This window comes from Aeromonas lusitana (assembly GCF_002812985.1).
Lineage (GTDB): Bacteria > Pseudomonadota > Gammaproteobacteria > Enterobacterales > Aeromonadaceae > Aeromonas > Aeromonas lusitana.
On sequence record NZ_PGCP01000050.1, the window covers coordinates 1 to 19,722 of the forward strand.

General features: G+C 59.8%; 20 protein-coding genes and 1 pseudogene. 16 read left to right on the plus strand and 5 right to left on the minus strand.

Annotated elements, in window-relative coordinates:
- The 15 genes from CUC44_RS20315 to CUC44_RS20380 form a co-directional block, all read left to right on the plus strand.
- Window positions 1-772, plus strand: a 772-nt coding sequence (locus CUC44_RS20315) for a type VI secretion system Vgr family protein (RefSeq protein ID WP_425266332.1), incomplete at its 5' end; no start/stop codon positions are given.
- Window positions 773-781: 9 nt separating this feature from the next.
- Complete coding sequence (locus CUC44_RS21190) at window positions 782-3,289, plus strand: pesticin C-terminus-like muramidase (RefSeq protein WP_208621097.1); 2,508 nt, start codon at window positions 782-784, stop codon at window positions 3,287-3,289.
- Window position 3,290: 1 nt separating this feature from the next.
- Window positions 3,291-3,824 carry a hypothetical protein gene (locus CUC44_RS21050; RefSeq protein WP_157812813.1) on the plus strand — a complete coding sequence of 178 codons (534 nt, stop codon included), beginning with the start codon at window positions 3,291-3,293 and terminating at the stop codon, window positions 3,822-3,824.
- 667 nt (window positions 3,825-4,491) lie between these two features.
- Window positions 4,492-5,625, plus strand: a complete 1,134-nt coding sequence (gene hybO, locus CUC44_RS20325; protein ID WP_100861671.1) for a hydrogenase 2 small subunit — start codon at window positions 4,492-4,494, stop codon at window positions 5,623-5,625.
- A 2-nt stretch (window positions 5,626-5,627) separates the two neighbouring features.
- Window positions 5,628-6,659 (plus strand): hydrogenase 2 operon protein HybA, encoded by a 1,032-nt coding sequence (gene hybA / locus CUC44_RS20330; protein ID WP_100861672.1) that lies wholly within the window; start codon window positions 5,628-5,630, stop codon window positions 6,657-6,659.
- Complete coding sequence (gene hybB, locus CUC44_RS20335) at window positions 6,652-7,839, plus strand: Ni/Fe-hydrogenase cytochrome b subunit (protein ID WP_100861673.1); 1,188 nt, start codon at window positions 6,652-6,654, stop codon at window positions 7,837-7,839. Before hybA ends, hybB begins: the two co-directional genes overlap by 8 nt.
- The gene (gene hybC / locus CUC44_RS20340) at window positions 7,836-9,539 is read left to right on the plus strand and encodes a hydrogenase 2 large subunit (RefSeq protein WP_100861674.1); all 1,704 of its coding nucleotides are present in this window, start codon (window positions 7,836-7,838) and stop codon (window positions 9,537-9,539) included. Before hybB ends, hybC begins: the two co-directional genes overlap by 4 nt.
- Window positions 9,539-10,054 carry a HyaD/HybD family hydrogenase maturation endopeptidase gene (locus CUC44_RS20345; RefSeq protein WP_100861675.1) on the plus strand — a complete coding sequence of 172 codons (516 nt, stop codon included), beginning with the start codon at window positions 9,539-9,541 and terminating at the stop codon, window positions 10,052-10,054. Before hybC ends, CUC44_RS20345 begins: the two co-directional genes overlap by 1 nt.
- Window positions 10,036-10,569 (plus strand): hydrogenase-2 assembly chaperone, encoded by a 534-nt coding sequence (gene hybE, locus CUC44_RS20350; protein WP_100861676.1) that lies wholly within the window; start codon window positions 10,036-10,038, stop codon window positions 10,567-10,569. Before CUC44_RS20345 ends, hybE begins: the two co-directional genes overlap by 19 nt.
- Before the next feature lie 119 nt (window positions 10,570-10,688).
- Window positions 10,689-12,263 carry an ABC transporter substrate-binding protein gene (locus CUC44_RS20355; protein ID WP_100861677.1) on the plus strand — a complete coding sequence of 525 codons (1,575 nt, stop codon included), beginning with the start codon at window positions 10,689-10,691 and terminating at the stop codon, window positions 12,261-12,263.
- Window positions 12,248-13,258, plus strand: coding sequence for an ABC transporter permease (locus CUC44_RS20360; RefSeq protein ID WP_100861678.1), 1,011 nt, complete (start codon window positions 12,248-12,250; stop codon window positions 13,256-13,258). Before CUC44_RS20355 ends, CUC44_RS20360 begins: the two co-directional genes overlap by 16 nt.
- Entirely contained in the window at window positions 13,248-14,060 is an 813-nt protein-coding gene (locus CUC44_RS20365) for an ABC transporter permease (protein WP_100861679.1), read from the plus strand. Before CUC44_RS20360 ends, CUC44_RS20365 begins: the two co-directional genes overlap by 11 nt.
- A 3-nt stretch (window positions 14,061-14,063) precedes the next feature.
- Entirely contained in the window at window positions 14,064-14,198 is a 135-nt protein-coding gene (locus CUC44_RS21420; protein ID WP_279627844.1) for a hypothetical protein, read from the plus strand.
- On the plus strand, window positions 14,192-14,980 hold the full coding sequence (locus tag CUC44_RS20375; protein WP_100861680.1) for an ATP-binding cassette domain-containing protein: 789 nt from the start codon (window positions 14,192-14,194) through the stop codon (window positions 14,978-14,980). The genes CUC44_RS21420 and CUC44_RS20375 overlap by 7 nt, the downstream gene beginning before the upstream one ends.
- A complete protein-coding gene (locus CUC44_RS20380) occupies window positions 14,980-15,618 on the plus strand; it encodes an ATP-binding cassette domain-containing protein (RefSeq protein WP_100861681.1) in 639 nt (212 codons plus the stop codon). The genes CUC44_RS20375 and CUC44_RS20380 overlap by 1 nt, the downstream gene beginning before the upstream one ends.
- Before the next feature lie 119 nt (window positions 15,619-15,737).
- Here CUC44_RS20380 and hypB read toward each other — a convergent pair.
- Window positions 15,738-16,523, minus strand: a pseudogene (gene hypB, locus CUC44_RS20385) (hydrogenase nickel incorporation protein HypB); the annotation flags it as partial.
- Between hypB and CUC44_RS21500 the strand changes: the two are divergent.
- On the plus strand, window positions 16,485-16,916 hold the full coding sequence (locus CUC44_RS21500; RefSeq protein WP_482746746.1) for a hypothetical protein: 432 nt from the start codon (window positions 16,485-16,487) through the stop codon (window positions 16,914-16,916). The pseudogene hypB and the gene CUC44_RS21500 sit on opposite strands and share 39 nt — an antisense overlap.
- On the opposite strand, the gene hypA is transcribed toward CUC44_RS21500, so the two are convergent.
- From hypA to CUC44_RS20405, 4 genes are all read right to left on the minus strand, one after another.
- Window positions 16,894-17,235: a hydrogenase maturation nickel metallochaperone HypA gene (gene hypA, locus CUC44_RS20390; protein WP_100861683.1), complete on the minus strand. Its 342-nt coding sequence runs from the start codon at window positions 17,233-17,235 to the stop codon at window positions 16,894-16,896. The two genes, CUC44_RS21500 and hypA, sit on opposite strands and share 23 nt — an antisense overlap.
- A 32-nt stretch (window positions 17,236-17,267) precedes the next feature.
- A complete protein-coding gene (gene hypE / locus CUC44_RS20395) occupies window positions 17,268-18,272 on the minus strand; it encodes a hydrogenase expression/formation protein HypE (protein WP_100861684.1) in 1,005 nt (334 codons plus the stop codon).
- A gap of 85 nt (window positions 18,273-18,357) precedes the next feature.
- Entirely contained in the window at window positions 18,358-19,476 is a 1,119-nt protein-coding gene (hypD, locus tag CUC44_RS20400) for a hydrogenase formation protein HypD (RefSeq protein ID WP_100861685.1), read from the minus strand.
- The gene (locus CUC44_RS20405; RefSeq protein WP_100861686.1) at window positions 19,464-19,721 is read right to left on the minus strand and encodes a HypC/HybG/HupF family hydrogenase formation chaperone; all 258 of its coding nucleotides are present in this window, start codon (window positions 19,719-19,721) and stop codon (window positions 19,464-19,466) included. The genes hypD and CUC44_RS20405 overlap by 13 nt, the downstream gene beginning before the upstream one ends.
- Window position 19,722 lies beyond the last annotated feature (1 nt).

Consider the following 19,722-nt stretch of genomic DNA (forward strand, 5'->3'; position numbering starts at 1 on the left):
CCCGCGCATCGGCCACGAGGTCATAGTGAGTTTCTTGGAAGGGGATCCGGACCAGCCCATCATCACAGGGCGCACCTATCACGCCACCAACCGGCCGCCTTATGAGTTGCCAGCCAACAAGACCCGTACCGTGCTGCGTACCGAGACTCACCAGGGGGAGGGCTTCAACGAGCTGAGATTCGAGGATCAGGCGGGCAAGGAAGAGATCTACATCCACGGTCAGAAGGATCTCAACCTGCTCATCGAAAACGATGCGGCCTGGCACATCAAGCACGACGAGCACAGGGACATCGACAATGAGCGGGTGACCCGGATCAATGCCAATGACCATCTCACCGTGAACGGCGAGAAGCGGGATCACATCAAGGGCGACCTGTCGCTCACCGTTGATGCGTCCCTGCATCAGAAGCTCGGGCAATCTTTGCTGGTGCAGGCCGGTCAGGAGGTGCACATCAAGGTGGGTGACAAGCTGGTGCTGGAGGCAGGAGCCGAGATCACCCTCAAGGGGGGTGGCAGCTTCGTGAAAGTGGACCCGAGTGGCATCAAGTTGGTGGGTCCAGCCATCAAGCTCAACGCCGGTGGCAGCGCTGGCTCTGGCTCAGGTTGGGCAGGCAAGGCTCCCGTGGTCCCCAAGGCCGTGGAAGTGGTCAAAGCCCCCGACGCGGTGGAGCTGCTCAAGGCCATTCCCACCGAGAAGGCAATGGAGGCGCTGCTCAAGGAGCAGGAGCCTGTAGAGAAGAAGCCCAAGGCCTTCTACCTCTTTTCTGAATAAGGACGCAGCATGAAGTTTGCATTTCCCATCCTCACCGCGGCAGGGGAAGAGTTTAAAGACGTCAAGGCATTGACTGCGTTGATCAACGGTGAGAAGTCCGGCCATTATCTGCTCGGTAATCACAACAAGTGGCACGGCGGCATTCATATCAGCGATCAGAGTGCCCCCTGGTGCAAGGATAAATATCCTGTCAGGGCCATCGCCGATGGCAAAGTAGTGGCATTTCGGATGATGGAGGATTACCTGACCTCCGAATTCCAGGGGGAATCCCTGCGCTATTCCAACTGCTTCTGCCTGGTGCAGCACGAATATTGTGAAATCAATGCAGAGACCAAGGCGAAAAACGAATTCACCTTCTATTCGCTCTACATGCATCTGCTGCCATGGAGCAAATATCAGACCGCCGAGAAGCTGGTACTGAAAAAGGGCTGGAATGCGCGCAATTCCGTTCCTCACGCCAACCCCGATGCCGAGCAGCAAGGTGCCGATGCGGCCTTACCTCGTTTCGCGTTGCCCAAGGATACCGAGCTGGAGATGGACAGCAGTACACCATCCCAAAAGGGAAGTGTAGGGGGTAAGGAGTATGACTTCATCAAGGTCATCATCAAGAGCAAGCTTTCCAGTGCCCAAATGAAAGAGGCGGAGAAGGCGGGAGTATTGGCCAATCAAGGGAGTTTGGTCTGGATAGCCAATAGCCCGGATGCAGTGACCTTTATCAAGCCCAATGTGCCAACCTGGCTATTTGATCAAATAGAAGCTGAACTGCTGACCAATATGATTGGCCGTGCGGATCCTGGAGTTGATGGGCCTACAGGTCGTCCGGTGGTGGGAAAGAGAAGTGTTTCTCTGCCTGCCGGCACCAAGTTGCAGTATGATGCGCACCAACTCGAATTCCATTGGGATGGCGACAAGGCGCGCAAGATGGCCAGATGCAAATATGTGACGCCGAGTGTGGACACTGCGCCCGGTAGTTGTGGTGTCGCCTGGGTGTGCGTCGAAGACAAATATATTAAGGCAAATACGCTTCCTCCTACCCATCTCGGCGAGCTCTATGTGTTGCCATCCCCCGTCGTCATCGCCGCGAGCGAGACAATAGGATACTTCGGCCTGGTGGAAACGCCGGGCTCCCTCATCGGGGGAAAAGAGAGCAAGCATCAGGTGCATCTCGAACTCTTCACTCAGGATCCTCGTCTTGACGACGTGCTGGCCAACAAGGCGGGCACCAAGGGGGGGTCCACCTATGCCAAGGTACCTGCGGATCTCGTCTTGCATGAGAAGAAAAAGCAGGGCGGTAAAGATCAGTGGGTGGCGACCGGTGGCAAGAGTCTGGAGGAACTGGTTGAATCTCCCAAAATAGAGAAAGATGCGGCAAAGCAGGAGTGGGCTGGCACCTCATCTGGTAAATACGTCAAAAAAGAGCAAGTGGAGCTGCTGAGCCAGCACGACTGGCTGAAGATCGGCTTTAAAAAGGTCGATGGGTCAGGCTCTGATGGCTATCTGGATCCCGAGGCGCCGCCAACATTCTTTACCGATCTGGTCAACAGCTTCGATACCGATAAGAGTGGAGAGCTTGACAGCAAAGAGCTCCAGGCTGCCTTGCAAAACAGCGGTAATAGAGAGCAGCTGAACAAACTTATCGTCAAGCACCCCAGCGAGTGGTATGAGAAATCTTCCGCCAGCAGTTATCTGTGGCTGGACAAGTTGATGGCTAAAATTGGCTTACCCGATTTTGACAAACTGGTGGATCACGAAAAACAGCGCATCGATAAGCTGGAGTGGATGCAGAGCGCTACCAAGTTGAATCTTGATAAAGAAGTTTTTCATATGTCCTTTTTGGGAATGACGTCATTAGTCACTGGGCGGCAAGCAGTTGGAGATACAATTGATTTTAATACCACTCTTGGGATATATCGAATATCTAAGAAGTCTGCAGAGTTTATATTGTCTTGGGAGGCATACATGCCTAAGCCATATGTCCCCGCTGGAGATCAGTCGAGTGGTATTACCATTGGCTATGGATACGATTTAGGGCAGCAGAAATCTGAATCTGCACGAGCTTTATTAAGTGATTATTATACTGCATCGCAGGTTGAACGATTACTAACAGCTATTGGTAAAAAAGGTGATACTGCTCGGGCCTCAGTTCATGCACTTTCTGACATCAAAATTGATAAAGATAAAGCTTTAAATATGGCAATGGTTTTAAAAGAGAGATATTCTCAGATTGTTGTCGATACCTACCCTCAAGCTATAAATCTACTTCCTGATAGCGCTGGAGCTATGTTGTCATTGGTTTATAATCGAGGGCCATCATTAAAGAAACCTAAGCCTGGAGATTTAATAGATAGCCGCCGTGAAATGAGAGAAATCGGTGATGATCTATCAAAAGGTAATGTGGAAAATATTCCCAGTAGGTTGAGAAGTATGAAAAGATTGTGGGAGAATCAGCGAGGGTTAAGGAATCGTCGTGAAGGTGAAGCTAAATTAATAGAAGATGAGTTGGCCGGAGGTAATTAACATGGTTAGAGCGCTTGTGAGATGCCTAGTCTTTTTTGTTTTTTTATCATCACCACTAGCCTATGCATGTGGTGATAATGCTAATAGCCTTGTGCAAGGGCCATTCAAAGATAGTAACTTTAACAATGGAACTATTTGTTTTCAGAAAACATCAGATGAAAGAGATATCGAATTTCATCTTGAATACGATAGTCCAAGTGGAGTGAAAAATATTTTAGTTGATACATTCTATTATTCAGATGCACCAGTGGAATTAATGTCTGTTTTTTTTGTTTCTGTGAATAAAGAAAGAAATGTTGCTGTACTTCTAAGATGGAATGTTGAATATATAAGTAATGGTGTTAAATATCCTTATTTTTATGAAATAAAAACATATAACAAAGTAAATAATGATGGGTATCAGTTGAATTTGAATTCAGATGATGACAGTGCCCTTTCTGGATATCAGATTATTAAAGATGGTGTAAAATATGATTTCCCATTAGATAATGCAAATAAAATAAAGAGATATATCATGGATAAATACACGTCTTAAATTAAGTATTTAGCCGAATCATGATTGATTTAGTTATGTTTTAGGTCCCACTTTAGCTCATTTTTACACCGGCTCCTGCCGGTGTTTTTATACTCAGCATTACGCAATAGTGGACGTATAGCCAGCATACGCTTCTTCTCCTAGGGTGCTGATTGTTACTGGGCGTTGGGGAGAAGGGTGTTGGTGGTATTCTGCACAGAGTATCGTCTGAGCAAGCGGGCATCAGATGTAGCGGCATACAGGTGTCGATCCTCAATCTGGCATCTTGATTAATAAATGCTCCCCGGCTTTGTCATTTTTTCCGCCTGGTTCTTCCCTCTCGCCCCTAAAATTAATTCTATCCGTTTACAAATACCCAATATCAGCTGCAGAGGAATGATTCTGTGACAGCGCTTTTGTTTTGATGAATACACTCAGGATATGAGCCGAAGTTTAAATGTTTTAAATTCCAGTCGGTCAATTAATAACCCCTAATGGGTATTTGTTAGTTGAGAATGATTTTCGATAAGCTATTGCTGTGTATGGTTTTTTTATTTTTAATGATGAGTTTTCTCGTCGGCTAATGTCCCCGGACTTGATGGAGATCAACATAAGGGGGGGGGAGGAGGCATAGCATTTCCGCAATTAAGCATTTTTCAAATAATGCTCACTGACGGGAATAAGACGAATGGTCGCGGATAATTTTTTATCGGCTCATGGAATTAATCGCCGTGATTTTATGAAATTGTGTGCCGGGATGGCCGCAACCCTGGGGTTAAGTCAGAATGCAGTGGCCAAGATGGCCACTGCGCTCACCAGCCCACAGCGGCCTCCGGTGATCTGGATTGGGGCGCAGGAGTGTACCGGTTGTACCGAGTCGCTGCTGCGCGCCACTCACCCCACCATAGAGAACCTGATCCTCAACACCATTTCGCTCGAGTACCACGAGGTACTCTCGGCGGCCTTTGGTCATCAGGCGGAAGAGAACAAGCACAACGCCATCGAGCGCTATAAAGGCAAGTATGTGCTGGTGGTGGATGGCTCCATTCCCCTCAAGGATGGCGGCATCTATTGCATGGTGGCCGGCGAGCCCATCGTCGACCATATCCGCCGCGCCGCTGCGGACGCAGCCGCCGTCATCGCTATCGGCTCCTGCTCGTCCTGGGGCGGGGTGCCGGCCAGTGGCAGCAACCCGACCGGTGCCGTCAGCCTGGAAGAGGCCCTAGGCAATATCGGTACTCCCATCATCAATATCCCGGGCTGCCCGCCCAACCCCCACAACTTCCTCACCACGGTCGCCTACTACATCACCTACGGCAAGTTGCCGGCCCTCGATGCCAAGAAACGCCCGCTGTTTGCCTATGAGCGCCTCATCCACGAGAACTGCGAGCGTCGTCCGCACTTCGATGCTGGGCGTTTCGCCAAGGAGTTTGGCGACGAAGGCCACCGCCAGGGTTGGTGTCTCTATCACCTCGGCTGCAAGGGGCCCGAGACCTACGGCAACTGCTCGACCCTGGAATTTTGCGACGTGGGCGGCGGCATCTGGCCGGTGGGCATAGGCCACCCCTGCTACGGCTGCAACGAGCAGGGTGTGGGTTTCAGCAAGGGGATCTTCCAGCTGGCCAAGGTGGAGAATCCCACTCCGCGGGTCGAGAAACCCGACGTGGCCATCCAGGAAGGGGGGCACATCACGCCGACCGCCAGTGGCCTCATCGGCGGCGCCCTCGGAGTGCTGGTGGGGGTGAGCCTGATGACGGTGCGTGAACTCGGTCGTCAGCAGAAACGGCACGAAGCCGGGCAGCACACCTCACGGGAGGAGTGACCGTGAACAGACGCAACTTCCTCAAATTCGCCTCCGCCAGTGCGCTGGCGGCGGGTGCGGCTGTGCCGGGCACAGCCATGGCGGCGGCCAAGAACAAGCCGCCCATTCCGGGTGCGCTCGGCATGCTCTATGACTCCACCCTCTGCGTCGGCTGCCAGGCCTGCGTGGCGGAGTGCCAGCGTCTCAACGGCAACGAGCTCAACCCGGCCGGCGCCCAGACCTGGTCCAACAATGACAAGCTGACCCCTTACACCAACAACATTATTCAGGTGTGGAAGAGCGGCAGCGGGGAGCACAAGGATCAGCTGGTGGATGGCTATGCCTACATCAAGAAGCAGTGCATGCACTGCGTGGATCCCAATTGCGTCTCCGTCTGTCCGGTGCAGGCCCTGCGCAAGGATCCCAAGACCGGCATAGTCCACTACAACCCGGACGTCTGCACCGGTTGTCGCTACTGTATGGTGGGCTGCCCGTTCGATGTACCCAAATACGACTACGACAATCCGTTTGGCGCCATCCACAAGTGCGAGCTGTGCAACCAGAAAGGGCTTGAACGGATCGATCAGGGCAAGCTGCCCGGTTGCGTCGAGGTCTGCCCCACGGGTGCCGTCATCTTCGGCAGCCGCGAGGATCTGATGGCCGAAGCCAAACGCCGTCTGCTGGCGACCCCGGGCAGCGAATACGCCTACCCGCGCCAGACCCTCACCGCCAAGGATCCCTACCGCCATCAGGTACCCAACTATCAGCCTTATGTGTACGGGGAGAAGGAAGGGGGCGGCACCCAGGTGCTGGTGCTGGCCGGTGTGCCTTACACCAAGCTGGACATGCCTGACTTGCCCGAGCTCTCCTCCGGCGCCCGCTCGGAACATATCCAGCACACCCTCTACAAGGGGATGGTGCTGCCCATGGTGGTGCTGACCGGCTTGTCCGTGCTGATCCGCCGCAATGCCAAGCGCCACGATCAGGGGGATGAGCACGACCAGGGCAAACCGCAGGATCAAGGCAAACAGACGGGAGGCAAGGATCATGAGTGAACACAAGGCCCGTCCGCTTGGCGGCAAGCTGGTCAGCTGGCCCGTGCTGGTGCTGGCCCCCTTCGCCCTGCTGTGCGGCATGTTTATTCTCAAGCGCCTCATCTTCGGCCTGGGCTCGGTCACGGATCTCAACGGGGGCTACCCCTGGGGGCTCTGGATCTCGTTTGATCTCTTGATCGGGACTGGGTTTGCCTGCGGTGGCTGGGCCCTGGCCTGGGCGGTGTATGTCTTCAACCGGGGCGAGTATCACCCCCTGGTGCGACCGGCGCTCTTGGCCAGCCTGTTTGGCTACTCCCTTGGCGGTCTCTCCATCACCATAGACGTGGGCCGCTACTGGAACCTGCCTTATTTCTACCTGCCGGGTCACTTCAATACCTCCTCCGTCTTGTTCGAGACGGCGGTGTGCATGACCATCTACATCGGGGTCATGGTGCTGGAGTTCGCCCCCGTGCTGCTGGAGAAGCTGGGTTGGAAAAGCACCATAGTGCGGCTCAACAAGATCATGTTCTTCATTCTGGCCCTCGGGGCCCTGCTGCCCACCATGCACCAGTCCTCCATGGGCTCCCTGATGATAGTGGCGGGGGAGAAGATACATCCGCTCTGGCAGAGCTATGAGCTGCTGCCGGTCTTCTCCTTGCTGACCGCCTTCATCATGGGCTTCTCCATTGTGGTGTTTGAAGGATCCCTGGTACAGGCCGGGCTCGCGGGGCGGGGCCCCAACGAGAAGCCGCTGTTCTACAAGCTGACCCAGGTGATCGACATCTTCCTGATCCTGTTCGTGGCCCTGCGCTTTGCGGAGATCGTCATCAACGACAAATCGGCGTACCTCTCGGACTTCAACCGCTACGCCGTCATGTTCTGGAGCGAGATAGCGCTGATGATCTTCCCGCTGCTGGTGTTCCATTGGGACAAGAGCCGCCGGGATTCCCGCATGTTGTTCCTGGGGGCCCTCAGCATGCTGCTGGGCGCCGCCCTCTGGCGACTGGACTACTCCCTGCTCGCCTTCAACCCCGGCAATGGCTATCACTACTTCCCCAGTGCCGAAGAGGTGCTCATCTCCCTTGGCTTCGTCGCCATCGAGGTCTGTGCCTATCTGCTGCTGATCCGGCTCTTGCCGGTGTTGCCATCGCTTGAACGTGTTCACCAAGATTATCAGGCCCGAGGGAAAGCCAACGTATGAGCCAACGTATCACCATAGACCCCATCACCCGTATCGAGGGTCACCTGCGTATCGACTGCGAAATTGACGGTGGCGTCGTCACCAAGGCCTGGTCATCCGGCACCATGTGGCGCGGGATGGAGGAGATCCTCAAGGGCAACGATCCGCGCGACGCCTGGATGATAGTGCAGCGCATCTGCGGGGTCTGTACCTCCATCCATGCCATCGCCTCGGTGCGGGCGGTGGAGAACGCCATCGGCGCCAAGGTGCCGGTCAATGCCCAGTACATCCGCAACCTCATCATCGCGGCCCACAACATCCACGATCACATAGTCCACTTCTATCAGCTCTCCGCCCTGGACTGGGTGGACATCACGGCGGCCCTCGAGGCCAACCCCCAGAAGGCGTCAGACATGCTCAAGGGGGTATCGACCTGGTCCCTCAACAGCGCCGACGAGCTCACCAAGGTGCAGGGCAAGATCCGCGCCCTGGTGGCGAGCGGTCAGCTCGGCATCTTCGCCAATGGCTACTGGGGTCACAAGGCCATGAAGCTGAGCCCTGAGGTGAACCTCATCGCCGTGGCCCACTACCTGCAAGCCCTGGAGTGCCAGCGCGATGCCAACCGCATCGTCGCCATCCTGGGGGGCAAGTCGCCGCACATCCAGAACCTGGCGGTGGGCGGGGTGGCCAACCCCATCAACCTGGACGCCCCGAGCGTGCTCAACCTCGAGCGTTTGCTTTATGTGAAAAGCTTTATCGACCGGCTCGGCGAGTTCATCGAGCAGGTCTACAAGGTGGATGCGGCCATCATAGCCGCCCACTATCCCGAGTGGCTGGCGCTGGGGCAGGGGGCCAAGCACTACCTGAGTGTGCCCGAGCTCCCCACCGACGGGGAGGGTGGCAGCTTCCTGCTGCCGGGGGGCTATATCGAGAACGGCGATCTGGCGAATTATCGCCCCATCGACAGTCATCAGGATGCCTGGCTGATGGACGGCATCGCCGAGAGCAACAAGCACGCCTGGTACAAGGACGACGAGCCCCTCAAGCCCTGGGAGGGGAAGACGGAGCCGGACTACACCGGCTGGCAGGACGACGGCAAGTACTCCTGGGTCAAATCCCCCACCTTCTACGGCAAGGTGGTGGAAGTGGGGCCGCTCGCGGACCTGCTGGTGAAGCTCGCGGCCATGCACCCGGGCACGGTGGCGCATTTCAAGCAGTTGAACGGCATCTATCAGGCCCTGACAGGTTCTGCCATCAAGACGGAGCAGTTGCACTCCACCCTGGGCCGCATCATAGGCCGCTCTGTGCGTTGCTGTGTGCTCAAAGACACCTTGTACCATCAATGGCAGGCGCTCATCGACAACATCGGCAAGGGGGATGTAACCGCCTACATCAAGGCCGAGATCCCGGCAGACAAGGAGTTTCGCGGGGTGGGCTTCGAGGAGGCGCCGCGGGGCATGCTCTCCCACTGGGTGGTCATCAAGGGGGGCAAGATTGAGAACTACCAGGCGGTGGTGCCGTCAACCTGGAACTCGGGTCCACGCAACTTCAACGACGAGCCCGGCCCCTACGAGCAGTCTCTGGTGGGCACCCCGGTGGCGGATCCCGCCAAGCCGCTGGAAGTGGTGCGCACCATCCACTCGTTCGACCCCTGCATGTCCTGCGCGGTCCACGTGGTGGATACCCAGAGCGGCGACGTGACTCGGGTGAAGGTGCTGTGATGAACACCCTGATCCTAGGCGTGGGCAATCTCTTGCTGAGCGATGAGGCGGTCGGCGTGCGCATCGTCGAGGCGCTGGAGCGGGAATACCGCTTCGCCCCCGGCATCGAGCTGCTGGACGGTGGCACCGCCGGCATGGAGCTGCTCGAAGCGATGGCGAGTCGCGACCACATCATAGTGGCGGATGCGGTGTTGAGCGCCAATCCGCCCGGCACAGTCGTTACCCTGGAGGACGAGGAGATCCCGGCGCTGTTTGGCCGCAAGATCTCCCCCCATCAGCTCGGGCTGGCGGACGTGCTCTCGGCCCTGCAACTGACCGGGGAGTCCCCAAGACGGCTCACCCTGGTCGGGGTCGAGCCCCTGTCTCTCGAGCCCCGCATCGGCCTCACCCCTGTGGTGGCCGCGGCGATGATCGAGGCCAAGGCGCGGATCCTGACCCTGTTGGCCGAGCTTGGTTGCCCGGCCATTCCCCTCACAAAAACGGAACGGGAGGCAGCATGGCACAATCCCATTTGAATGTTCAGCAGGATGTTGTGCTGAAAATGGAGCATGAAATAGCGCAAAACAGAGCCGGATTTGCGACCAACCCCGCATCTCGGCTGGTGGAGCAGTATGAGCGCATCGCCCGCGAGCAGATGTGCAACCTGCCCTTCTACCACGCCGACATGCCCATCCTGGCCGAGTGCGACCTGTATGAGGAACAGTGGCTCGGGGTGGTGCTCACCCCCTGGATGCTGAGCGTGGTGGTGTTGCCCGGGCCGGATCAGTGCTGGCCGGATCGCAGTGGCGAGCGCCTCGCGTTGCAACTGCCCTGCGGCAACCTGACCTTCATGGTGGGGGAACTGCCCGAGCTCGGGCAATTGCTCTCCTGCTCCCTGATGTCGCCGCTGGACCCGCACCTGAGTGCGAAGGAAGGGGTGGCCCTGGTGGGCAGCGTGCACAAGATGCTGCTCTCCCTGCCCGTGCAGCAGGGCGGGGCTGGGGCCGTGGATCTGGGCCGCCGGCGGCTGTTTGGCGCAAGCACGCGCTAGCTTGCCGATTGATTTGCCTGCATAGGCAAAAAAGAGATGGGGCCCTTCCGGCCCCACATTCGCTTCTATTGATGGCCACCTTTTCTCATCCAGAGTGGCAAACCGAGACGAGGACATGTATGACCCTGAAACCCCTTGGGGCGGCCCTGTTGCTGACCCTGCTGACGAGTACTGGGGCTAAGGCCACCCAGGCCGTGCCCGCCGAACTCAAGCTCGCCATCGGAGCCGAGCCCACCGAAGGGTTTGACCCTCTGCTCGGCTGGAGCCATGGCAGTTACCTGCTGCTGCACAGCCCGCTGCTCAAACAAAACGCCGATCTCAGCTGGCAGAACCTGCTGGCCGAGTCCGTGGTGCCGAGCAAGGATGGCAAGGGCTGGCTCATCACCCTCAAGCCAGACCTGAAGTTCTCCAACGGCGCGCCGCTCACCGCCGAAGACGTGGCCTTCACCTACAACCGTGCGGCCAAGGAGGGGGGCAAGATCGACATGGGCAACTTCGTGGCGGCCAAGGTGAACTCCCCGCTGCAGGTGGCCATCACCTTAAGCGCCCCCCAGAGCACCTTCGTCAATGTGCTGGGCTCCTTAGGGATAGTCTCGGCGCGAGATTACGATCCCAAGCGCTATGCCCAGCAACCCATCGGCGCCGGTCCCTATCGACTGGTGAGCTACCTGCCGGGGCAACAGCTGGTGGTGGAGGCCAACCCCTATTACGCCGGTGGCAGCAACGACTTCAAGCGGCTGGTGTTCGTCTTTATCGACGAGGAGAGCGCCTATGCCGCCGCTCAAAGCGGCCAGCTCGACGTGGTGCGCATTCCCCCCTCCCTGGCGCCCACCGTACCTGCGTCGGTGAAACTCTGGGTACGCCCGAGCGTGGAGAACCGGGGCATCGTCTTCCCCATTCCCCCGGCAGGCAAAGATGATGCGAAGGGCAACCCGATCGGCAACGACGTCACCTCGGATGTGGCGGTGCGCCGGGCCATCAACTACGCCATCGACCGCAAGCTGCTGGCGGATCAACTGCTGGAAGGCCATGCCATTCCCGCCTACAGCGCGGTGCAGGGGCTGCCGTGGCAGGGCAAGAATATCGCCTTCAAGGACGGGGATCTGGCCCATGCCAATGCCTTGCTCGATCAGGCGGGCTGGAAGATGGGCAGCGACGGGGTGCGCCACAAGGGCGATCTGCGCGCCGCCTTCACCCTCTGGTACACCAGCGGGGACAGCACCCGGCGGGATCTGGCCGAAGCGGTGCGGGCCATGCTCAAACCCCTTGGCCTGGACGTGAGCCTCAAATCCGGCAGCTGGGAGCAGGTGGAGCGGGCCATGCACGCCAACCCTGTGATGATGGGGTGGGGGAGTCTGGATCCCATGGAGCTCTATCACCACTACCAGAGCGGCGCCGCCGGGGTGGAGTTCTACAACCCGGGTTACTACCGCAATGCCGCCGTGGATGCCCACCTCAAGCAGGCGCTGGATGCCCCGAACTGGCAGGCGGCCGTGCCCTTCTGGCAACAGGTGGAGTGGGACGGCAAGACCGGGGCCGGGGTACAGGGGGATGCCGCCTGGGCCTGGTTGCTCAATGTGCAGCACACCTATCTGGCCAATGCCTGCGTCGATCTTGGCAAGGGGGCGCCCGAGATCCATGGTAGCTGGTCCCTGCTGAACAACCTGCAGGAATGGCGGTGGACGTGCCGTTAAGCACCAACCGCTGGATGCTGGTCAAGACAACGGGCAAGACCCTGCTGCGACTGGCCGGGCTGCTCGTGCTGGTGTCGCTCGCCTGCTTCGTGCTGCTGAGTCACTCCCCTATCGATCCTATCAAGGCCTATATCGGCAACGATCTGCTACACGTGCCGCCCGCGCAGTACGCCAGGATTGCCGCCCGCTGGGGGCTGGATCAGCCCCTCTGGCTGCGCTACTGGCACTGGTTCGGGCGGGTGCTGCAGGGGGATCTCGGCTACTCCATGCTCTACAACGCACCCGTATCCCAGGTGATAGGGCAGCGCTTTGCGGCTTCCTTTGCGCTGCTGGCGGGGGCCTGGCTGCTGTCCGGCGCCCTCGGTGTCTTGTTGGGGCTCTGTGCCGGTCGCTATCTCAACCGCTGGCCGGACAGGCTCATCTGCCGCCTCGCTTACCTGCTCGCCTCCCTGCCCACCTTCTGGGTCGGTCTCTTGTTGCTGGCCCTGTTTGCGGTGCACTGGCCCTTGTTGCCGGTCTGCTGCGCCTGGGAGCCGGGTCTCGGTGCCGATCAGGTGGACTGGGCCATGCGGGCGCGCCATCTGGTGCTGCCGGTGACGACCCTGGCTCTGCTCGGGATGGGCAACATAGCCCTGCACACCCGGGGGCGGGTGGCCGAGGTACTGGAGAGCGACTTTATCCGCTACGCCCGCGCCCAAGGGGACGGCGGCTGGCCCATGCTGCGTTTCCACGTGCTGCGCCACGCCCTGACCCCGGCCCTCTGCCTGCAATTCGCCTCCCTTGGCGAGTTGATCGGTGGCTCGCTTTTGGCGGAGAAGGTGTTCTCCTACCCGGGACTCGGTCAGGCGACCGTGGATGCGGGACTGCGTGGGGACATACCCCTGCTGATGGGCATAGTGCTGTTTTGCACCCTGCTGGTGTTTCTCGGCAACACGGTGGCGCGTCTGCTGCTCGCTCGCATCAACCTGGGCTGGGGAGAACGCCATGCTGTTTAATCCGCTGCCCTCCCTGCTGCGCCTCGCCTTCGCCCTGAGCTGCCTGCTGCTCCTTGCCGGTTATGGCTGGCACCTGGCGGGGCAGGAGGTGCCCATGGACTTGCTGGCTCGCCAGCAGGGGCCGTCGATGGCTCACTGGTTTGGTACCGATCAGATGGGGCGGGATCTGTGGCAGCGTGCCTTCCAGGGCACCCTCACCAGCCTGGAGCTCGGCATCAGCACGGCCCTGTGCAGCGGCCTGCTGGCCATGCTGGCCGCCAGCCTCTGTCTGGTGCACCCGAGGCTCGACACCGGGGTGCGTCTGGTTATCGACGCCATGCTGGCGCTGCCCCACATGCTGCTGCTGATCCTCATCTGCTTCACCGTGGGCGGGGGCTTGCACGGGGTGATCCTGGCGGTGGCGCTCACCCACTGGCCGAAACTCGCGCTGATCCTGCGCGCCGAGGCCAGACGCATCGCCAGCAGCGACTACGTGGTGCTGGCCCGCTGTCAGGGGATGGGGGGGCTAGGACGCTGGCGTATCCATCTGCTGCCCGGGCTCTTGCCCCAGTGGTTTATCGGGACTCTGTTGATGTTCCCCCATGCGGTGCTGCACAGCGCCGCCTTGAGTTTTCTGGGCTTTGGTCTCGCGGCCCACGAGGCGTCGCTCGGGCTCTTGCTGGCCGACGCCCTGCGCTATCTGGCGGGGGGCGGCTGGTGGCTGGCCCTCTTCCCCGGTCTGATGCTGCTGTTGCTGGTATTGCTGTTCGATCAGGCCACCCGCGCCCTGCAGCAGCTCTGGTTTGGGGGTGAACCATGCTGATATTTGAAACCGCCACCTGGCGTCAGCACAGTCTGGCTGGTGCTCTTCCTCCGTTTCATGATGTTGGCGCTGGCGCTGCTGTTCGATCAGGCCACCCGCACCCTGCAACAGCTCTGGTTTGGGGGTGAACCATGCTGAGCTTCGATAAGGTCACCATAGAGGCCGCCCGCTACAACTGGCTGGGCCGCCGTCGCTGGCAGCCCCTGCTGCGCGACATAGATCTGCAACTGGCCCCCGGCGAGATAGTGGCGCTGGTGGGGGGGAGCGGTGAGGGCAAGAGCTTGCTGCTGCAAAGCGCCCTCAGCCTGCTGCCAGGCAACCTGCGCATGGGTGGCACCATCAGCCTCGACGGCGCGCCGCTCTGTGACGAGAGCCGGGCCCGGCTGCGTGGTCATACCCTCTGCCATGTACCGCAAGGGGTGAGCGCCCTCAACCCTTTATTGACGGTGGAGCGCCAGCTCGGCCGCGCCGCCCGCCTCTGCGGCCAGAGCGGCTCGCGCGAGCAGCTCAGCCGGCAATTGCTGAGATACCAGCTGCCGGTGCAGACTCTCACTCACTACCCGCGCCAGCTCTCCGGCGGCATGGCGAAACGCATCCTGGCCTGCGCCGCCGCGCTCAGCGGGGCGCGATATATCCTGGCGGACGAGATCACCGCCTGGCTCGATGAACCCCTGGCCTGCCAGTTGCTCACCCAGCTGCGCGAGCTCGCCCGCGAGGGCAGCGGCATCCTCTGGGTCACCCATGATCTCGCGCTGGCGGCCCGCTTCGCCGATCGCATCGTCGCGCTCCATCAGGGGCGGGTGAGCGACAGCCTGAGCTGCCAGCAGCTGAGGGCGGGGCAGGGCAGCGAGACCCTGAGAGCCCACTGGCAGGCCCTGCCGGAGTTTCATTCGTTATTTGCCAAGCCGGAGGTGTGCTGATGTTCGAGGTTCAGGATCTGGCTATCCATCAGGGGGATCGGTCCCTCTGGCAGGGTTTGAGCCTGAAGATCAAGGCGGGGGAGCGGCTCGGCCTCTCGGCGCCAAGCGGTTATGGCAAGACCACTCTGGGGCGGGTGCTGGCGGGCTGGCGGCCGTTACCTGATGGCGGCAAGGTGCTGCTGGATGATAAGCCTCTGCCCACCTCTGGCTACAACCCGGTGCAGCTGATCCCCCAGCACCCTGAGCTTTGTTTCAACCCACGCCGCAGTACCGGTCAGGCGCTCTGGGATGTCTGGCGCCCGGACGAGGCCATGCTGGCGCGTTTTCTGGTGAACCCGGAGTGGCTCAGCCGCAAGCCGGGTCAGCTCTCCGGCGGCGAGCTGGCCCGCATCGCCCTGCTGCGGGCGCTGGATCCCAGAACCCGGCTCCTTATTGCCGACGAAGTGACCGCTCAGCTCGATCCCCGCATCCAGCGTCAGCTCTGGCAGGAGCTGATGCGCGAGTGCGAGAGCCGCGGGCTAGGCATGCTGGTATTCAGCCACCAGCAGGCGCTGCTGCATCAGGTGTGTCACCGCGTGATCCACTTCGGTGAGAGGGGCTATGATGTGCCAAACATGCTGTCAAACGATGCTGCCTGAGCATTTTCTGCTGTTTTAGTTAAAAAAAGAGGGAGGCCAGTGCCTCCCTCTCTTGTTATCCAGCCCAGTGGAGGGCTATCTCTAGCGCAGCCTGCCGAGACCTTGGTGCGACACCTTTCTCAGGCGCTTGCCAGCCAGTTCAGCCAGGCGTCCATCCCTTCGCCCGTGGTGGCGCTCAGCTGGATCACCTGGATATAGGGGTTTACCCGCTTGGCGTTCTCGATGCAGCGCTCGACGTCGAAGCGCACATGAGGCAGCAAGTCCGTCTTGTTGATGATCATCAGCTGGGCGGCGGCGAACATGTCCGGGTATTTCAGGGGTTTCTCCTCCCCTTCTGTTGCCGAGAGGATGGCAACCTTGTACTTCTCGCCGAGATCGAAGCTGGCGGGGCAGACCAGGTTACCCACGTTTTCGATAAAGAGAATCCCCCCTTCCTGCACGGGCAGCTGGTGGTAGGCGTCGTGCACCATCTTGGCATCCAGGTGGCAGCCCTTGCCGGTGTTGATCTGGATGGCGGGCACTCCGGTGGTACGGATGCGATCTGCATCGCTGCTTGTCTGCTGATCCCCCTCGATGACGGCGCAGGGACGCTGTCCTTCGAGGCGGCGCAGGGTCTCGCACAGCAAGGTGGTCTTGCCCGAGCCCGGGCTCGACACCAGGTTCAACACCAGCTGGCAGGTGGCCTCGAAGTGATCGCGATTGTGGGCGGCAAGGGCATTGTTCTTGGCCAGCACATCCATCTCGATGGCGATCAGCTGGCGCTGACCCAGGCCCGGCACCGACAGCCCGGCTTCCCCCTTGCCGTAGTGCAGATCAGCCTGCTGATGTTCATGTTCATGTTCATGTTCATGTTCATGTTCATGTTCATGTTCATGTTCATGGTTGTGGTCATGGGCATGATGATGGCCATGGTCGGTGGCGTGATGATGCTCGTGCTGATGGCCATGCTGGTAGCCATGTTTGTGGCCGTGGGAATGACCATGAACCCGGGTGTCTGGCTGAGCGGCCTGAGCGTCAGGGACCATGCCGTGGTAGTGGTGATGCACATCCCCCTGATGGTGGTAGTGATGGTGATGATGGATGATCACCGTCCTGGCCGCCCCCTGCTCCTGTGCAGGGCCATGGGAGTGATGATGACCATGATGGTGGCCGTGTTCATGCTCATGATGATGGTCATGCCCATGTTCATGGAGATGATCGTGATGGTGATCATGCTCGTGGTGATGGTCCTGGCCGGCAACGCGCGCCTGGCCGCATCCGCATACGCTACACATATCAACTTACCTCGATGTCGGTGATGCGCAGGCTGTCCCCCTGCGCGACTCGTAATTTGTATCCGCCACACTCGGGGCAGGCCTGGCCGCGCTCGGTGAGGGCCACCGTCTTGCTGCAGTCGTAACACCAGCCCTCGGCACTCTGGTGCTGAAAATGCAGGCTGGCACCCTCGACGGCGGTGCCCTTGGCGGCGGCCTCGAAACAGAACGCTATGGTGTCCGGGTCGACGCAGGAGAAGCTGCCGACCTCCAACCAGATGGCGGTGACCTTGCTAAAGCCGCGCTGGCTGGCCTGCTCGGCCGCCAGATCGATGGCCGCCATGGCCAGAGACATTTCGTGCATGTTCAGCACTCCTTGATGTAATGGGTCATGGCTCAGCAGATCCGAGGCAGCAGCTCACCCTGGGGCAGCTCCAGATAGCGGCGGCTGCCCCAGGGGTTATTGAGGATCACCTTGTGTTTGGCGCTCTCCTTCACCACACCTATCTGGCAGGCGGTCGGGTTGAATGTTCGCAGCAACGCCAGTGCGTCTTGCGCTTGCTTCGCGGGCAGGCCCAGCACCATGGTGCCCTCGTTGGCGAGATCATAAGGCTCGAAGCCGTAGAGCTCGCACAGGCCGCGCACCGGGTCGCACACCGGGATAGCGGACTCCTCCAACTCGATAGAAACCTGGGAAGCCGTGCTCCACTCGTTGAGCACGGCGGCGAGGCCGCCCCGGGTGGCATCGCGCAGGGCGTGGGGGCGAATGTCCGCCTGGAGCAGCGCCTCCACCTGGGGCCAGAGGGTGGTGCAGTCGCTTTTAAGATCCGATCCGAGCTGCAGTGCGTCCCGGGCCATCAGGATGCAGGCGCCGTGGCTGCCGATATCCCGCGACACCAGGATGGCGTCACCGGCCTGGAGGTTTCGCACCGAGATGCCACGGCTCTGTTCGGGCAGGGGGAAGCTGCCGACCCCGCTGGTGTTGATAAACAGCTTGTCCGCTGCGCCCCTCGGCACCACCTTGGTGTCGCCGCAGACGATGCGGGCTCCGCTCTTGGTGAGCTCCAACGCCATGGATTCGACGATGCGGGCGAGATCGGCGTAGGGAACGCCCTCCTCGATGATAAAGCTGCAGCTCAAATACTCGGGTTTGGCGCCCATCATGGCGAGATCGTTGACGGTGCCGGCGATGGCGAGCTTGCCGATGTCACCACCGGCGAAGAAGAGCGGCGAGACGGTGAAACTGTCGGTGGTGAAGGCGATGGGGCCGGTGACCGGCAGCAGGGCTGCATCTTCACCGCGCAGCAGGATCTCGTTGCCAAAATGGTGGAAGAACAGCTGGTTGATCAGCTGGCTCATCTCCACACCGCCGCCGCCGTGGCTAAGTTGAATTTCTCTCATCTGGATTGGGACTCCGACATGTGACAGAAGCAAACGGGTTTATCTCCAGGCACCATCCAGGCACCGCGGCTTAACTGAATGTCTCTCATGCTGACTGGATCCCCATATAGCGGTAGTAGGCGTTGCAGGCCCCCTCCGAGCTCACCATGCAACTGCCCATAGGCTGGGTCGGGGTGCAGCCCCGGCCAAAGACCTTGCACTGGCTCGGCTTGGCGAGCCCGCGCAGGATATCCGCGCACTGGCAAGCCTTGTGATCGTCGATGGGGGTCTGACTGAGGGCAAAGTGACGCTCCGCATCGCGCTCTGCAAAGGCGTCCCTCAGGCGCAGGGCTGAGGCGTTGATGTCGCCGAGCCCGCGCCAGCGAAAGTGCTCTCGGGTCTCAAAATATTGGTCGACCAGTCGCTGGGCCGCGCGGTTGCCGCTGGCTGTCACGGCGCGGCTGTATTGAACTTCCAGCGCGCAGCGCCCCTCCACCTTCTGGCGTACCATCATCAGGAGCGCCTCCATCACGTCCACCGGCTCGAAGCCGCTCACCACTACGGGCACCCGGTAGCGCTCGACGATCGGCAGATAGATGTCGGCCCCTGTGATGACGCTAACGTGGGAGGGGCCGATAAAGGCGTTGACCTTGGCGACCCCGTCGGCCATCACGGCGTGAATGGCGGGGGGCACCAGCACATGGTTGATATGAAACAGTAAATTGTTTACCCCGGTTGCGTCGGCGGCCGCCAGCAGCGCCGCTGTCATGGGGGTGGATGTCTCGAACCCGATGGCGAAGAACACAACTGTCTTATCGGGGTTCTCCTTCGCGATGCACAGGGCATCGAGGGGGTCATAGACGGGGCGAATGTCGCTGCCTTTGGCCCGCTGCTGGGCCAAGGATCCCTTGGAGCCCGGCACCCGTATCATGTCTCCCAGGGTCACCAGGATGACGTTCGGCTCTCTAGCCAGCTCCATGGCCTGATCGATGCGTTCTTTGGGCATCACGCAGACCGGGCAGCCGGGGCCGTGAACGAATTCGATGCTGTCCGGCAGCAGCTGGGGCAGGCCGTACTTCATGATGGTGTGGGTATGACCGCCGCACACCTCCATCACCCGCAGGGGCTCAGGAAGCTCCTTGGCCAGTGCGTGGATTTGGGCGGCGAGGGCGCGGATCACTTGGGGCTCACGAAAACCCTGAAACAGATCGCTCAGGCGCAGCATGGCAAGATGTCCTGCTCAGGCATCAGGGCCACCATCTGACGGAAGCTCTCCAGGCTTGCCTGGGCTTCTTCTTCGTCAATCTTGCTCATCACGAAGCCGATGTGGAGCAGCACATAGTCCCCCAGGGCCAGGGGATCTTCGAGCAGCATGCAGCTGACCCGGCGTTGCACCCCCAGGGTATCGACGGTGACGCAGTTATCTTCGGGGTGCAGTTGCACCACCTGGGAGGGAATGGAAAGGCACATA

Excerpts from the sequence above, each read along its gene's own strand:
- hybO (WP_100861671.1), top strand. The coding sequence starts at position 4,492 with ATGGTCGCGGATAATTTTTTATCGGCTCATGGAATTAATCGCCGTGAT.
- hybC (WP_100861674.1), top strand. The coding sequence starts at position 7,836 with ATGAGCCAACGTATCACCATAGACCCCATCACCCGTATCGAGGGTCAC.
- hybB (WP_100861673.1), top strand. The coding sequence starts at position 6,652 with ATGAGTGAACACAAGGCCCGTCCGCTTGGCGGCAAGCTGGTCAGCTGG.
- CUC44_RS20365 (WP_100861679.1), top strand. The coding sequence starts at position 13,248 with ATGCTGTTTAATCCGCTGCCCTCCCTGCTGCGCCTCGCCTTCGCCCTG.
- CUC44_RS20380 (WP_100861681.1), top strand. The coding sequence starts at position 14,980 with ATGTTCGAGGTTCAGGATCTGGCTATCCATCAGGGGGATCGGTCCCTC.
- CUC44_RS20355 (WP_100861677.1), top strand. The coding sequence starts at position 10,689 with ATGACCCTGAAACCCCTTGGGGCGGCCCTGTTGCTGACCCTGCTGACG.
- CUC44_RS20405 (WP_100861686.1), bottom strand. The coding sequence starts at position 19,721 with ATGTGCCTTTCCATTCCCTCCCAGGTGGTGCAACTGCACCCCGAAGAT.
- CUC44_RS20375 (WP_100861680.1), top strand. The coding sequence starts at position 14,192 with ATGCTGAGCTTCGATAAGGTCACCATAGAGGCCGCCCGCTACAACTGG.
- hypD (WP_100861685.1), bottom strand. The coding sequence starts at position 19,476 with ATGCTGCGCCTGAGCGATCTGTTTCAGGGTTTTCGTGAGCCCCAAGTG.
- hypA (WP_100861683.1), bottom strand. The coding sequence starts at position 17,235 with ATGCACGAAATGTCTCTGGCCATGGCGGCCATCGATCTGGCGGCCGAG.
- CUC44_RS21050 (WP_157812813.1), top strand. The coding sequence starts at position 3,291 with ATGGTTAGAGCGCTTGTGAGATGCCTAGTCTTTTTTGTTTTTTTATCA.
- CUC44_RS20345 (WP_100861675.1), top strand. The coding sequence starts at position 9,539 with ATGAACACCCTGATCCTAGGCGTGGGCAATCTCTTGCTGAGCGATGAG.
- hybE (WP_100861676.1), top strand. The coding sequence starts at position 10,036 with ATGGCACAATCCCATTTGAATGTTCAGCAGGATGTTGTGCTGAAAATG.
- hypE (WP_100861684.1), bottom strand. The coding sequence starts at position 18,272 with ATGAGAGAAATTCAACTTAGCCACGGCGGCGGCGGTGTGGAGATGAGC.
- CUC44_RS21500 (WP_482746746.1), top strand. The coding sequence starts at position 16,485 with ATGTTCATGTTCATGGTTGTGGTCATGGGCATGATGATGGCCATGGTC.
- CUC44_RS21190 (WP_208621097.1), top strand. The coding sequence starts at position 782 with ATGAAGTTTGCATTTCCCATCCTCACCGCGGCAGGGGAAGAGTTTAAA.